At 65.8% G+C, this 14,427-nt stretch carries 16 protein-coding genes; 1 reads left to right on the top strand and 15 read right to left on the bottom strand.

The window, feature by feature from the left end; translation table 11 throughout:
* Positions 1-24 precede the first annotated feature (24 nt).
* The 8 genes from Q4G14_RS11995 to Q4G14_RS11960 all read right to left on the bottom strand — a co-directional run bounded on the left by Q4G14_RS11995 (position 25) and on the right by Q4G14_RS11960 (position 7,868).
* The gene (locus Q4G14_RS11995) at positions 25-807 is read right to left on the bottom strand and encodes a crotonase/enoyl-CoA hydratase family protein (protein WP_303361988.1); all 783 of its coding nucleotides are present in this window, start codon (positions 805-807) and stop codon (positions 25-27) included.
* Positions 800-1,660 carry a hydroxymethylglutaryl-CoA lyase gene (locus Q4G14_RS11990; RefSeq protein ID WP_303361987.1) on the bottom strand — a complete coding sequence of 287 codons (861 nt, stop codon included), beginning with the start codon at positions 1,658-1,660 and terminating at the stop codon, positions 800-802. The genes Q4G14_RS11995 and Q4G14_RS11990 overlap by 8 nt, the downstream gene beginning before the upstream one ends.
* Positions 1,647-2,303, bottom strand: coding sequence for a glutathione S-transferase family protein (locus Q4G14_RS11985; RefSeq protein ID WP_303361986.1), 657 nt, complete (start codon positions 2,301-2,303; stop codon positions 1,647-1,649). Before Q4G14_RS11985 ends, Q4G14_RS11990 begins: the two co-directional genes overlap by 14 nt.
* On the bottom strand, positions 2,300-4,237 hold the full coding sequence (locus tag Q4G14_RS11980; RefSeq protein WP_303361985.1) for an acetyl/propionyl/methylcrotonyl-CoA carboxylase subunit alpha: 1,938 nt from the start codon (positions 4,235-4,237) through the stop codon (positions 2,300-2,302). The genes Q4G14_RS11985 and Q4G14_RS11980 overlap by 4 nt, the downstream gene beginning before the upstream one ends.
* 29 nt (positions 4,238-4,266) lie before the next feature.
* Positions 4,267-5,217: a glycosyltransferase family 2 protein gene (locus Q4G14_RS11975; RefSeq protein ID WP_303361984.1), complete on the bottom strand. Its 951-nt coding sequence runs from the start codon at positions 5,215-5,217 to the stop codon at positions 4,267-4,269.
* A 106-nt stretch (positions 5,218-5,323) separates the two neighbouring features.
* Positions 5,324-5,821 (bottom strand): O-acetyl-ADP-ribose deacetylase, encoded by a 498-nt coding sequence (locus Q4G14_RS11970; protein WP_303361983.1) that lies wholly within the window; start codon positions 5,819-5,821, stop codon positions 5,324-5,326.
* Positions 5,818-6,216, bottom strand: a complete 399-nt coding sequence (locus Q4G14_RS11965) for an ASCH domain-containing protein (protein ID WP_303361982.1) — start codon at positions 6,214-6,216, stop codon at positions 5,818-5,820. The genes Q4G14_RS11970 and Q4G14_RS11965 overlap by 4 nt, the downstream gene beginning before the upstream one ends.
* A 47-nt stretch (positions 6,217-6,263) precedes the next feature.
* Positions 6,264-7,868, bottom strand: coding sequence for a carboxyl transferase domain-containing protein (locus Q4G14_RS11960; RefSeq protein ID WP_303361981.1), 1,605 nt, complete (start codon positions 7,866-7,868; stop codon positions 6,264-6,266).
* A 230-nt stretch (positions 7,869-8,098) separates the two neighbouring features.
* Here Q4G14_RS11960 and Q4G14_RS11955 point away from each other — a divergent pair, with 230 nt between their 5' ends.
* A complete protein-coding gene (locus Q4G14_RS11955; protein ID WP_303361980.1) occupies positions 8,099-8,710 on the top strand; it encodes an OmpW family protein in 612 nt (203 codons plus the stop codon).
* 102 nt (positions 8,711-8,812) lie between these two features.
* Here the strand turns inward: Q4G14_RS11955 and Q4G14_RS11950 are convergent, their stop codons facing one another.
* From Q4G14_RS11950 to Q4G14_RS11920, 7 genes are all read right to left on the bottom strand, one after another.
* The gene (locus Q4G14_RS11950) at positions 8,813-9,325 is read right to left on the bottom strand and encodes a lysozyme inhibitor LprI family protein (RefSeq protein ID WP_303361979.1); all 513 of its coding nucleotides are present in this window, start codon (positions 9,323-9,325) and stop codon (positions 8,813-8,815) included.
* Positions 9,326-9,385: 60 nt separating this feature from the next.
* Complete coding sequence (locus Q4G14_RS11945) at positions 9,386-10,546, bottom strand: isovaleryl-CoA dehydrogenase (protein ID WP_303361978.1); 1,161 nt, start codon at positions 10,544-10,546, stop codon at positions 9,386-9,388.
* A gap of 125 nt (positions 10,547-10,671) precedes the next feature.
* Positions 10,672-11,706, bottom strand: coding sequence for a MaoC family dehydratase (locus Q4G14_RS11940; RefSeq protein ID WP_303361977.1), 1,035 nt, complete (start codon positions 11,704-11,706; stop codon positions 10,672-10,674).
* A complete protein-coding gene (locus Q4G14_RS11935) occupies positions 11,703-11,909 on the bottom strand; it encodes a DUF1737 domain-containing protein (protein WP_303361976.1) in 207 nt (68 codons plus the stop codon). Before Q4G14_RS11935 ends, Q4G14_RS11940 begins: the two co-directional genes overlap by 4 nt.
* A 1-nt stretch (position 11,910) precedes the next feature.
* A complete protein-coding gene (locus tag Q4G14_RS11930; protein WP_303362025.1) occupies positions 11,911-12,459 on the bottom strand; it encodes an NnrU family protein in 549 nt (182 codons plus the stop codon).
* A 15-nt stretch (positions 12,460-12,474) separates the two neighbouring features.
* Entirely contained in the window at positions 12,475-13,320 is an 846-nt protein-coding gene (locus Q4G14_RS11925) for a CoA ester lyase (protein WP_303361975.1), read from the bottom strand.
* Positions 13,321-13,523: 203 nt separating this feature from the next.
* Entirely contained in the window at positions 13,524-14,270 is a 747-nt protein-coding gene (locus Q4G14_RS11920) for a sulfite exporter TauE/SafE family protein (RefSeq protein WP_303362024.1), read from the bottom strand.
* Positions 14,271-14,427: the final 157 nt, after the last annotated feature.

The following is a 14,427-nucleotide window of genomic DNA, read 5'->3' as shown; positions in this document are numbered from 1 at the left end:
CGCCGCGTCTGAATTGGGTCGTGGTCAGCGCACCCAGTTTGCTTTGCGTTTGTCGAAGAATGCCGCGATTCCTTCGGGGGCTTCGTCGCCTTGCCATGCCGCGACCAGCCGGGTGATGCTGTCTTCGATCCGCGCCGGGTCGATCTGCGGGCCATAGGCGCGGCATTGCGCCTTGGCGGCGGCGACGGCACCGGGGGCTGCGGCCATATAGGGGGCGATTTCGGCCTCGATCGCGTCGTCCAGCGCATCGGCCGGGACCACGCGGCTGACGAGGTTCAGCCGTTCGGCTTCGTCTGCGCCGAACAGGCGGGCGGAAAAGAACACCCGGCGCGCCTTGTCTTCGCCCATGCGGGCCAGAACATAGGGGCCGATGGTGGCCGGGATCAGGCCCAGCTTGACCTCGGTCAGGCCAAAGCTGGCGCTGTCGGCGGCGATCACCACGTCGCTGACCGCCATCATGCCGACGCCGCCGCCAAAAGCGTTGCCCTGCACGCGGGCGATCAGCGGCTTGGGCAGCGTGTTCAGCGAAAACAGCATCATTGCCAGATTGCGGGCACCCGCCGCGCGGGTTTCGGCATCGGCGACGATCTGGTCGCGCATCCAGCCCAGATCGCCGCCCGCGCAGAAGGATTTGCCCTCGGCCGCCAGCACCACGACGCGCACGGAGGGATCATCGCCAAGCTGTTTGGCCGCCTGCGTCAGTTCGTCGATCATCTGCGCCGACAGGGCGTTGTGTTTTTCGGCGCGGGCCAAGGTCAGTGTGGCTACGCCGCGCGTGTCGGTGTCGATCCTGATGGTTTCAAACATGGCTTCCCTTTCGCAGCGCCTGCGCCATGGCGGCGGCTTTGTCGATGATCTGCATATCCAGCCCGGTGTCATAGCCCTGTGCGGCCAGATGGGCGGCGACCGCTTCGGTGGCGACATTGCCTTGCGCGCCGGGCGCATAGGGGCAACCGCCAAGCCCGCCCACGGCTGCGTCGAACACGCGCAGGCCTCGCGCGAGGCTGGCGTCGATATTGGCCAGTGCCCGGCCCGCCGTGTCGTGGTAATGGCCCGCCAGTTGTTCGGCGGGCAGTTCGTTCAGCACGGCGGCCAGCATGGCGTCGATGGTTTCGGGGCGGCCCTGCCCGATGGTGTCGCCAAGGCTGATTTCATAGCAGCCCATATCGCGCAGCGCGGCGGCGACGCGGGCGACGTTTTCGGGCGGCGTCGGGCCGTCGAAGGGGCAATCCGTCACCACCGAGACATAGCCGCGCACCCGGATTCCGTCGGACTTGGCCGCCTGCGCCACCGGGGCAAACCGTTCCAGGCTTTCGGCGATGGTGGCGTTGAGGTTGGCCCTGGAGAACCCCTCGGATGCGCTGGCGAAGATGGCCACCTCGTCGGCGCGGGCGGCGCGGGCGGCGTCATAGCCCTTGGTGTTCGGGGTCAGCACCGCATAGCTGACGCCGGGGGCGCGGGTGATGCCCGCCATCACCTGCGCCGCGTCGGCCATCTGCGGCACCCATTTCGGGCTGACAAAGCTGGTGACTTCGATGCGCCGGAACCCCGCCTGTGACAGCAGGTCCACCAGCGCGATCTTGTCTGCCGCCGGGATCAGCCGCTTTTCGTTTTGCAGCCCGTCGCGCGGACCCATTTCAAAGATTTCAACGCGGTTCATCAGGCACCTCATAAAAATCCCGTGTCAGCATATCGCCGCCTTCGCGCGTCAGGGCGCGGGCGCAGGCCGGGCGTGTCTGCATTCGCGACCACCATGCGGCGGTGGCCGGGTAGTCATCGGCGGGCAAAAAGTGGAACAGCGACCGCACGTTAAAGCCGAACATGCAGTCGGCGGCGGAAAAGCCGCTGTCCAGCAGGTAGTCGCGCCCGGTCAGGCGCGATTCCAGAGCGCGGGCGCTGAGGGCCAGCCGTCTGGTTTCCAGCTTGATGAACGGCACGGATCGCGCGCTTTCGGGACGGATGAAGTTATACTGGATGTTCAGGTTCTGAACGCAGATCGCCTGCGTTTCGGCAAAGTGCAGCCATTGCAGGAAATCGGCGCGTTCCGCCGCCCCGGACGCGGGGGCCAGTTGGCCCGCACGCTCGGTCAGGTATTGCAGGATGGCACCGGATTCGAACAGCGCGGTGCCGTCGATTTCCAGCGCCGGCACCTTGCCCGCCGGAGAACGCGCCAGATGATCGGGGCTGCGCAGGCTGCCGTCAGCGAAATCATAGGCCGTCAGCGCGTAATCGAGGCCCAGTTCCTCTAGCAGCCAGATCACCCGAAAACTGCGCGAGCCGGGGGCGTGGTGCAGGTGGATCATGCCGCCGCCTCGGCGTCATCTTGCAGCCGGATCAGCGGAGCGCCGGCCTCGACCTGATCGCCGGCCTGCGCCAGCACCTCGGCCACGGTGCCATCGCGGGCGGCGGTCAGGGTGTGTTCCATCTTCATCGCTTCGAGGATGCACAGCCGGTCGCCCGCCGCGACCTGCTGGCCCGCCTGAACGAATACCGATTTCACCAGCCCCGGCATGGGCGAAAGCGTCAGCCCGCCGCCGGTTTCCTCGGCCGCGCGGTCCAGCGGGTCCAGCGGCACCAGGGTCAGGCTGCGCCCGCCAAAGACCGACACCCCCGCCGGATGGCTGATGATGCGACTGCGCCGCAGGCTGTCATCGACCCACCAGCGCCCCGACTGCCAGCGCACCTCATGCGCGCTGCCGTCGTCCAGCGTGACGCGGGCCGAACCGGGGCCTTGCACCTCGATCACGGCCTCGCCGCCGTCCCATGTCACCGTGCGGCGCAGCGGTTGCCACAGGGTCATGCCGCCACGCGCATCGGGTGCGGCAAGGCCCGCCAGCCCGATCACGGCCAGCGCACGGGTGCGCGGATCGGGTTCGCTGGCGGCGACCAGCGCATCAAGGTCGCGCCCGATCAGCCCGGTGTCCACCTCGCCCTTGTTAAAGCCCTGATGCCGCGTCAGTGCGATCAGGAATTCGAGGTTGGTGACAGACCCCGCCACCTCGGTGTCGATCAGCGCCGATTCCATCGCGCGCAGGGCAATGGCGCGGGTGGCGCCATGGGTGATGATCTTGGCGATCATCGGGTCATACCACGGGCTGATGCTGTCGCCCTGCCGCACGCCGGTTTCGATCCGTGCGCCATCGGGAAAGGCCAGATGCGCCAGCGTGCCGGTGGCGGGCAGGAACCCGGCGGGCACATCTTCGGCGTAAAGCCGCGCTTCAAAGGCGTGACCCTTGATCGACAGGTCTTGCTGCTGCGCGGGCAAGGGTTCGCCCGCCGCCACGCGCAACTGCCATTCGACCAGATCGACGCCGGTGATCGCCTCGGTCACGGGATGTTCGACTTGCAGACGAGTGTTCATTTCCATGAACCAGAACCCGTCCTCGCGCAGCCCGCCCGAGCCATCGACGATGAATTCAATCGTGCCCGCCCCTTTATAGCCGATCGCCTCGGCGGCACGAACCGCCGCCGCCCCCATCACGGCGCGGACGTTTTCGGGCATGTCGGGGGCCGGGGCTTCCTCGATGACCTTCTGGTGACGGCGCTGCAAGGAACAGTCGCGTTCGAACAGATGCACGGCACGGGTGCCGTCGCCAAAGACCTGCACTTCGATATGGCGGGGCTGCTGGATGTATTTCTCGATCAGCACATTCGGGTTGCCAAAGGCCTTGGCCGCCTCGGATTGCGCCGAATCCAGCGCGGCGGCGAAATCGGCGGCGCGTTCGACCAGCCGCATCCCCTTGCCGCCGCCGCCTGCCACCGCCTTGATAAGCACCGGATAGCCGATCTTGCCCGCCTCGGATTCCAGATGGGCGGCGTCCTGATTGTCGCCCTGATAGCCGGGAACGACCGGCACCCCGGCCTTGTCCATCAACTCCTTGGCGGCATCCTTCAGCCCCATGGCGCGGATCGCCGCCGCGTCAGGGCCGATGAACGCCAGACCCGCCGCCTGCACCGCATCGACGAAATCGGGGTTTTCCGACAGAAAGCCATAGCCGGGGTGGATCGCCTGCGCGCCGGTATCCAGCGCCGCCTGAATGATGACATCGCCGCGCAGGTAACTGTCGGCAGGCGCGGGGCCGCCGATATGCACCGCCTCATCGGCCAGCGCGACATGACGCGCGCCGCGATCCGCATCGGAATAGACCGCGACCGGCGACACGCCCAGACGGCGGCAGGTGTCGATCACGCGGCAGGCAATCTCGCCCCGGTTGGCGATCAGGATCTTGGCGAACATTTCCCCTCCCTTTCCGGCCGCACGGGCCGTTATTTATATTCGATCAGGCCCTGACGGCGCCGCGTCAGCCGACCCAGATAAAACCGCAGCGCACCCAGGGCTTCGGGGAATTTCCCCAGCGTATTGAATGCGGCCCATTCCCAGCCCCGCCCGCGCCGCGCCAGACGCGCGATCTGCACCGGGTAAACCAGCAACAGCAGCAAGGCCCATGGCGACACGAACAGCGCAGCCAGCACCACCACGGCAGGGATCGCCGCGCCCCAGATCAGCGCCCGCCGGGCCTGCCCCTGCGCAATCACATCGGGCACCGGCCCCGGCAAGGCCGCGCCTTCGGCCGCTGCATGGCCGCCCCGGCGCGCGCGCCGCCACCACTGGCCAAAGCGGGTCATCGCCGCGTCATGCAGCGTCATTTCGGCATCCAGCCGCCAGATCGTCCAGCCCGCCCCGCGCAGGCGACGGCACAGCTCGGGTTCCTCGCCCGCGATCAGCGTGGGATCAAAGCCGCCCACGGCCGCAAACGCCGCCGACCGGGCCATAAAGATACCGCCGACCGCATCGGCTTCACCTACAGGAGTGTCCCACTCGGCGTCACACAGCCGGTTGTAGACGCTGGCCTCGGGGTGGCGCTCGCGCACCCGGCCCGCGGCGATGGCGGCCTTGGGGTTGGCGGCCAGAAAGGCCAGCGCGGTGTCGGTCCAGCCCGGCACCATCTCGCAATCGCCGTCGATGAACTGCACGAACTCTGGCGGGCTGTCGCCAAAGGCCGCAAAGCCCGCGTTCCGCGCCCGCGCCGCCGTAAAGGGCTGCGACATGTCCAGTTCGACCACCACGGCACCCGCCGCCAAAGCCGCCTGAACGCTGCCATCGGTCGATCCGCTGTCAACATAAACGATGGGCGACAGATCGCGGCGCGCGGCGGCAAGGGCACGGACCAGCCGTTCGCCCTCGTTCCGGCCAATGATGACGGCACCGACATTCATGCGGCACCTGCGGGGGTAAGGTTAAGGGGGGAACGGGTCATGGCGCACTCATCCGTTGAAACACAGGCCCCACCTATAACGCCCGCCGGGGAAACGGCCAACCGCATCATCCCTGCCCCCCGGCAAGCGCCCGCTCCAGCACCGCAGCCGAGGCGGCATCAAAGGCGACCAGCGTCACATCCAGCCCGGCACCATGCGCACCCATAGCCGCAACCGCGATGCGCGCCGCCTGATCGGGCGGAAAGCGATAAACCCCGGTCGAGATCGCGGGAAAGGCAATGCTGCGCAGCCCGGCCTGCCGCGCAAGCGCCAGCGAATTGCGATAGGCATCGGCCAGCAGCTCTGCCTCGCCCATCCCGCCACCCCGCCAGACCGGGCCAACGGTATGGATGACATGGCGCGCCGGCAGATCATACCCGCCAGTGATCCGCGCCTGACCGGTGGGGCAACCGCCAAGGCCGCGACACTCCGCCAGCAATCCCGGACCGGCGGCGCGGTGAATGACGCCATCAACACCACCGCCACCCAGCAGGCTTTCATTGGCCGCATTGACGATGGCATCCACGGCCAAGGTCGTGATGTCGCCCTGCCAGACCCGGATCACGCCAGCACCTCGACCAGACGAAACCGCTCGCAGACCAGTGGCATATCCGGCGCAAAGCCGCCATTGCGGGCAAAATACGCCTGATGTCCGGCGCGCCAGGCGGCGAAATCACCCTCGCCCTCGGCCAAGGCGAAATCCTCGGGCACCTCGCAAAAGGGGCGAACCACCACCTCGGTCAGTTCGTAAACCAGCGCCGGACGGCCCGCATGATCGCGCGCAATCATCACATCGCCCGCGCGCGGCACCGGATCGCCCGCCGCCTGATAATCGCGCAAAGCACCACATGTCGCCGTTTTGACACCCGCGCGGATCAGCCCCAACAGATGCGCCGACAGATCGGCACTGTCGCCGAAATCGCAGAACCGCGCCCCCGGCCAGCGAACCGCCAGCGGCATCTTTGGTCCATAAATATCCCCGCCGGAGGCACCCGTCATAGCCATCCTCACATACGGAAAACGCCAAAGCGCGTCGGTTCAATCGGCGCATTCAGACTGGCGCGCAGCGACAGGCCCAAAACGTCGCGGGTCTTGCGCGGATCGACGATGCCATCATCCCACAACCGCGCGCTGGCATACAGCGGATGCGACTGGCGGTCGAACATCTCGATGGTGGGGCGCTTGAATTCGGCCTCTTCCTCGGGCGACCAGGTGCCGCCCTTGCGCTCGATCCCGTCGCGGCGGACGGTGGCCAGAACCCCCGCCGCCTGTTCGCCGCCCATCACCGAAATGCGGCTGTTCGGCCAGGTCCACAGGAAACGCGGGCTGTAGGCGCGCCCCGACATGCCATAGTTTCCGGCCCCGAACGACCCGCCCACCAGCATGGTGATCTTCGGCACATTGGTCGTCGCCACCGCCGTCACCATCTTGGCGCCATGCCGCGCGATGCCCTCGTTTTCATATTTGCGGCCCACCATGAACCCGGTGATGTTCTGCAAAAAGATCAGCGGCGTGCCGCGCTGCGAACACAGTTCGATGAAATGCGCGCCCTTCTGCGCCGCCTCGGAAAACAGCACGCCGTTATTGGCGATGATGCCGACCGGGCAACCCTGAATATGTGCGAACCCCGTGACCAGAGTTTCCCCGAACCGCGCCTTGAATTCGTCAAAGCGCGACCCGTCTACAACCCGCGCGATCACCTCGCGGATGTCATAGGGGGTGCGCAGATCGCCGGGCACCACGCCAAGGATGTCCTCGGGGTCATAGGCCGGGTCTTCGGGCGATTGCCAGACCACGGTATCGGGCAGACGCCGGTTCAGGTTGCCGATGGCGCGCCGCGCCATGGCCAGCGCATGGGCGTCATCCTCGGCCAGATAGTCGGCCACACCCGACAACCGGGTATGAACATCGCCGCCGCCCAGATCCTCGGCCGAAACCACCTCGCCGGTCGCGGCCTTGACCAGCGGCGGACCGGCCAGAAAGATCGTGCCCTGACCCCGCACAATGATCGTCACATCCGACATGGCCGGCACATAGGCCCCGCCCGCCGTGCAAGACCCCATCACCACCGCGATCTGAGCGATACCCTTGGCGCTCATCCGCGCCTGATTGTAAAAGATGCGGCCAAAGTGATCGCGGTCGGGGAACACCTCGTCCTGATTGGGCAGGTTCGCCCCGCCGCTGTCGACCAGATAGACGCAGGGCAGATGACACTGTTCCGCGATTTCCTGCGCGCGCAGGTGTTTCTTGACGGTCATCGGGTAATAGGTGCCGCCCTTGACGGTGGCATCATTGGCGACGACCATCACATCCTGCCCATGCACCCGCCCGATACCCGCAATCACCCCCGCGCCGGGGGCGGCATCGTCATACATCCCATGCGCCGCCGTCGCGCCGATTTCCAGAAACGGCGAGCCGGGGTCCAGCAGGTTCGCCACCCGATCCCGCGGAGCCATCTTGCCACGGCTGATATGCCGCTCCATCGCCGCCGCACCGCCGCCTGCGGCAGCGGCCAGCGCGGCCTCGCGCGCGGTGGTCAGCAGGTCCAGATGCGCCTGACGGTTGGCCTTGAAGGCATCGGATGAAGGGATGGCCGAAGAAATCAGTTTCATGCCGTCATATCCTTGGGGTTGGTGTGCTGCGGGGACCGGGGGCGGCTTGCCGCGCCGGCATTATCAGGTGGGAAACCGGCGGCATGGCCCCTTTCCCGGTCGTCACAGCGTTCAGCGGCGCGGCAGGTTGACGCAGAACCAGTGCTGTAAGGCATTGTTTGATCTGGATCATATCGCGCAGCGCACAGCACATTCACGAAACCGTCACGAACCGGCAGAGGAGCCATGAGATGAAACCGATTTATGTGACGACCGCGCTGGCACTGGCGCTGGCCACACCCGCCTTTGCGCAGTCGCAGGGCGAATGGACCGTCGGCCTGGGCGTTGCCAGCGTTCAGCCCAAATCCAGCCCCGGAACGCTGGCCGGCGATCTGAAAACCGATATCGGCAGCAGCGCCCGCCCCACGATTACGGTGGAATATTTCGTCCGCGACAATCTCGGGGTCGAGGTGCTGGCCGCCACGCCGTTCTCGCATGAGATCAACATCGACGGTCTGGGCAAGGTCGGCAGCGTCAAGCACCTGCCGCCGACCATCAGCCTGAACTATCACTTCGACACCAACACGGCGTGGAAGCCCTTTGTCGGTGTCGGCGTGAACCTGACCAACTTTTTTTCCGCCAACGCCACCGGCGCGCTGGCAGGCAGCGATCTGAGCCTGAAACACAGCTGGGGTCTGGCGGCCAATCTGGGCACCGATTACTGGCTGAACGACCGTTCCGCCATCCGCGCGAATGTCCGCTGGATCGACATTGACAGCGATGTTTACCTGAACGGGGACAAGATCGGCACCGTCAATATCGACCCGTGGGTCGTCGGCGCATCCTATGTGATGAAGTTCTGACACCCGCCACCCACGACCCGGAACGGGGCGCATTTCCGTCGGGATGCGCCCTTTTTCATGGGTTTTTCCGTGGCAATGGCGGGTGGTCGCTGTCATCGCGGCCTATTCCCCGTTCCCGGCCTGGGCGCGCTGAAAATCAGCCTGAGCCATCAGGTCAATGGCCTGCCTGCCGGTCAGCGACATGGCGCAGCTCTGGGTTGCCGGGCCTGCATTGGTGCCGCCCTGCCATTTCGATGCCTCATAGGCGCAGGCCGCATCGCGATAGGCCATCCATGCCCGCTGCATGTCACGCAACAGGGGTTCGGTGGGCGCCGCATCAACCCCCAGCCGGTCCATTTCAGCATCATCGGCCTGCGCGGTATCCAGCATGGATTGATAGGCTGCGTTCAGCATATCGTCCCACTGCGCGGTTTCCTGCGCCAGACATTCGGTCATCCCTGCGGTCGAACTGTCCATACAACGGGCCGATGCGATGCCGATACAGGCCGCGCGGCTATCACCTTCACGCACCCCCAGACAGGCGGTCAGAATTTCCGGGTCATAATGCGGCCGGTCCTGAGCGGCGGCCGGCAGCGCGACCAAGCTGGCCGCAACGATCATGGCATAACGGAGCATGTTGATTTCCTTTATGAATGAAAAGGCGGGGACCGGCTGGCCCCCGCCCGGCATCACATGTCAGGTCAGGTTCATCAATTCGCGCCCGATCAGCATCCGGCGGATTTCGCTGGTGCCCGCGCCGATCTCCATCAGCTTGGCGTCGCGGAACAGGCGGCTGACCACGCTGTCGTTCAGGAACCCGGCCCCGCCAAGCGCCTGCACCGCCTGATGCGCCTGCACCATCCCCTGTTCGCTGGCATACAGCACCGCGCCCGCCGCGTCCTGCCGCGTGACCTTGCCCGCGTCGCAGGCCTTGGCGACCTCATAGACATAGGCGCGGGCGGTGTTCAGCGCGACATACATATCGGCGATCTTGCCCTGCATCAGTTGGAAATTGCCGATGGGCTGGCCGAACTGCTTGCGCTCGCGGACATAGGGCATCACCTCGTCCAGACAGGCTGCCATGATGCCGGTGCCGATTCCCGACAGCACCAGACGTTCGTAATCAAGCCCCGACATCAGCACCCGCACGCCGCGACCTTCTTCGCCAAGGACATTTTCGAACGGGATCTCGCAGTTTTCAAAGATCAGCTCGCCGGTGTTGGACCCGCGCATCCCCAGCTTGTCGAAATGCGGGCTGGTGCTGAACCCGGCCATGCCGCGTTCGACGATAAAGGCGGTGATGCCCTTGGACCCGGCCTCGGGGTCGGTCTTGGCGTAAACCACCAAAGTCTGCGCGTCGGGGGCGTTGGTGATCCAGTATTTGTTGCCGTTCAGCACATAGCGGTCGTTGCGCTTTTCCGCCCGCAGCTTCATGCTGACCACATCCGACCCGGCACCTTCTTCCGACATGGCCAGCGCGCCGACATGTTCGCCGCTGCACAGCTTGGGCAGGTATTTCGCGCGCTGTTCGTCGGTGCCGTTCAGCTTGATCTGGTTCACGCACAGATTCGAATGCGCGCCATAGGACAGGCTGATGCTGGCACTGGCCCGCGCGATTTCCTCGACCGCGATCACATGCGCCAGATAGCCCATGCCGGAACCACCGAATTCCTCGGCCACGGTGATGCCCAAAAGGCCCAACTCGCCCATTTCGGTCCAGAGTTCGTTGGGGAATTCGTTGGTCTGGTCAGCCTGCGCGGCCAGCGGTTTCACCCGGTCCTGCGCCCAGCGATGCACCATATCGCGCAGCGCGTTCACATCCTCGCCCAGATCGAATTCCATCCCTTGAGTGAACATTGCGCATCCCCCTGTTTATTGAACACATGTTCATATAACGGACTTATGCCGCATTTCCCCCCGGCCCGTCAAGAAAAAGCCTGCGCCGCTGCGGCGCAGGCGTCAACGGAAATAGCAGGGGCGGATCAGACCGGGATCAAGGCCCAGTAATCCAGATCCAGCAGCACATCGGGCGCGTATTTGCCATCCGCGCCGCGCAGCGGGAATGCCGCGCTGTCGCCCTTGGTCGCCACCAGCCGCAGCCGGATCGCGCCGACGCCGGGTGCGGCGGTTTCGGCCTTGTCCAGCACTTCGGACCAGGCGCGCACGGTATCGCCCGCAAAGCAGGGGTTGGCATGGGCACCGCCGTTCAGCGCCACGATCATCTGCGCATTCGCCAGCCCGTTGAAGGACAGCGCGCGCGCCATGCTGATGACATGGCCGCCATAGATCAGCCGCCGCCCGTCGTCGCGGTTGGTGGCGTCGAAATGCACCTTGGCGGTGTTCTGCCACAGGCGGGTGGCCAGCATATGCTCGGCCTCCTCGATGGTCACGCCATCCACATGGTCGATCTTTTCGCCGATGGCGTAATCGCCCCAGCGGTGCGGCTCGCCCGCCAGATCAAAATCGTAACGGCTGAAATCCAGCCCCTCGGGGATGACCAGATCGGCCGGGTCCACCACGCCAGGCAGATCGGGCACCACGGTTTCAGGCGCGGGCGCATCGGCATCACGCTTGCGCACCATCACCCAGCGAACATAGTCCAGCACCACATCGCCGGTCTGGTTCAGCCCGCGCGTGCGCACATAGACCACGCCGGACTTGCCGTTGCTGTTCTGCTTCAGCCCGATCACCTCGGATTCCGAGCGCAGCGTATCGCCCGGCCAGACGGGGGCCAGCCAACGCCCCTGCGCATAGCCAAGGTTCGCCACCGCATTCAGGCTGACATCCGGCACCGTCTTGCCGAACACCACATGAAAGGCGATCAGATCGTCGATCGGACTGCCGTCCAGCCCGCAATCGGCGGCGAATTCATCGCTGGAATACAGCGCATGACGCGCCGGATACAGCGCGTGATACAGCGCCCGCTCGCCCTCGGCCACGGTGCGGGGAACGGCGTGGCGGATCACCTGCCCGATGCGGTAATCCTCGAAGAAACGGCCCGGATTGGTCTTGGTCATTGTTCGCCCAGTTTCAGATCGGGGTGGTAATCGGTGGCAACGTCCTTGGTCACGGCCTGCCCCATGCGCATCACGCCCGAAACCGGATCATGCGCCATGGTCGGGCTGCCGTGCAGGCTCCAGCCTTTTGAAAGCGCCTCGGACACGCGGTGGCAAAAGCGCGCGGTGTCATCCTCGGTGATGCAGCGGTACAGTTTGGTCATGTCAGCCTCCGAACGGGTTATAGCCCAGCCAGATATGAACCAGCGCCATCACCGCGTAAACGACCAGCGTGCCGACGATGGCCATCACCTCTTTGCGCATCGGCGCGGGCGGCGGCGGGGTCCGGCCCGGCTGCGCCCGGTTCAGCACGGCCATTTCCACCAGCGCCCAGGCCAGCAGCCCGCCGAACAGCACGAACGAGGGCAGGTCGCCATTCGGCAGCAGATGCGCAAAAGCCCAAAGCGCAAAGCCGGTCAGCATCGGATGGCGGATGACCCGCGCCGCGCGCGTCTTCATCCCCGAGGCGGCGAACAGGTAAACCGCAACCAGCACCAGCAGGTTGTTGATGCCCTTGGTCGCGCCGGTTGCGCCCCACCAATACGGCCCGCCCGCCCCGCGATAGCCGATCACCATCAGCACCACCGACAACAACAGCCCCAAGGCCACATAGGCCCGCCCCTGCCCACCCATGGCGGCACGGGCATCGGGCGCGATGCGGCGAAACAGATGCGCGGCCCACCACAGCGCCACGCCAAGGATCAGGATCAGCAACGACATCCTGCCCCCTCAGCCGTTCATGGCGGCGATGGCCTCGGCCTTGTCCAGCGTGGCCTTGGCGGTTTCGACATGCAGGTTTTCAACGATCCTGCCATCGACAACGGCAACCCCCTGCCCCGCTGCCACCGCCTCGTCAAAGGCGGCGATCTGGCGGCGGGCCAGCGCGATTTCATCCTCGGTCGGGGCAAAGGCGGCATTCGCCACCTCAAGCTGCGCCGGATGGATCAGCGTCTTGCCGTCAAAGCCCATGTCGCGGCCCTGTTCGCATTCGACACGCAGCCCGTCTTCGTCCTTGAAGGCGTTGAACACACCGTCCACGATCACCCGGCCATGCGCCTTGGCGGCCAGCAGGCAAAGCCCCAGCCCCGCCATCATGGCCAGACGATCCGCCCGAAAGCGGCTGCCGATTTCCTTGGCCAGATCGTTGGTGCCCATCACCATCCCCTGCAAGCGGGGATGCGCGGCAATGGCGGCGGCGTTCAGCATCCCGGCCGCCGTCTCCATCATCGCCCACAGCGGCAGATCGCCGGTCAGCGCGGCCACACGGTCCAGATCGGCGGGGCTGTTCACCTTGGGGATCAGCACGGCATCCACACCCGCCATCCCGGCCACGGCACGGGCGTCATCGCCCCCCCATTCGGTCTCCAGCCCGTTGATGCGCACGATCCGCGCGCGGCGCCCGTAATCACCGGCCAAAGCCGCGGCCAGTTGTTCGCGCGCGCCCGGCTTGGCATCGGGCGCCACCGCATCCTCAAGATCAAAGATGATCGCATCGGCAGCCAAAGCCTGCGCCTTTTCCATCGCACGGGCATTGGCGGCCGGAATATACAGAACAGAGCGGTAAGGGCGGGCCATGAAAACCTCAGAGCTGGCAAAAGTTGCGTCAGACTGACCCGACACGCAACAGATGGCAACCCCCTTCGCCGCAGCGCAGCACCGCCCCATCTTTGGTCCCTAAATATCCCACGGGGTGAGGAGGATCAGGAAAAGGTCCAGTGGACCTTTTCCCCGACGAACGCCCGGCCTATGGCCGGGCCAAGGGGGGTGTGAAACCCCCACTACACCAGCGCCACCCAGATCAGACGCAGCGAAATCGCCAGCAAGGCCCAGACCACCGCGCCGAAAAACGCCCGCTCGGGCAGCACGCGGACCAGCCAGACCCCCAGAAAAACCGCCGCCGCCGCAGGCAGCAACAGCCACAGCGACACCGCCATATTGCCCCAGTTCAGCGCACCCAAAGCCCAATAAGGCAACAGCTTGATCGCATTGACATAGGCAAACAGCACCGTCGTCGTTCCGGTAAAGCGCGCCTTGCTCATCCGCAGCGGCAGGGCGTAAACCTGAAACGGCGGCGCGCCCGCATGGCTGACAAAGCTGGTGAACCCCGTCACCACGCCCCAGAACACCCCCGGCCCGACCAGCGCCGGACGCGGCGGCGGCTGACGCCCGCGCCAGCTTTGCCAGATCAGACGCAGCGCGAACACCGCACCGATCAGCCCGATCATCAGCGTCACGGCAGCCTCGGGCACGATCCGGGCCGTCGCCCAGCCCAGCCCGACACCGACCGTCGCCCCCGCACCCATGATCGCCACCACGCGCCGGTCGAAATCGCGGCGATAGGCCCACAGCCCGAACATATCCGACACGACATAGACCGGCGCCAGAATCGCCGTCGCCACCACCGGCGGCACGGCAAAGGCCAGCACCGGCACGCCGAGCATACCGACCACGGGCAGCCCGCCCTTGCCCATCCCGACCAGCGCCGCCGCCAGCACCGCCAGCCCCCAGAACCCGGTTTCATCCATCACGATCCTGCCGCTTTACCGCCACCTGCGCATGTTTAGCGCCAACATGAACCCGATTCAGCACGATTCTTGCACAGGCAGCATTGCCGCACTTGCACGAGGCGCGGCAAGGCACTAACCCATCCGCCAAACGTGGCAATCCAATCGGAGGACAATA

The sequence above is a fragment of the Paracoccus sp. (in: a-proteobacteria) genome (genome assembly GCF_030538755.1).
Classification (GTDB): domain Bacteria; phylum Pseudomonadota; class Alphaproteobacteria; order Rhodobacterales; family Rhodobacteraceae; genus Paracoccus.
Note: the sequence above shows the minus strand (reverse complement) of the source record. Positions and strands in the feature narration are given on the sequence as shown.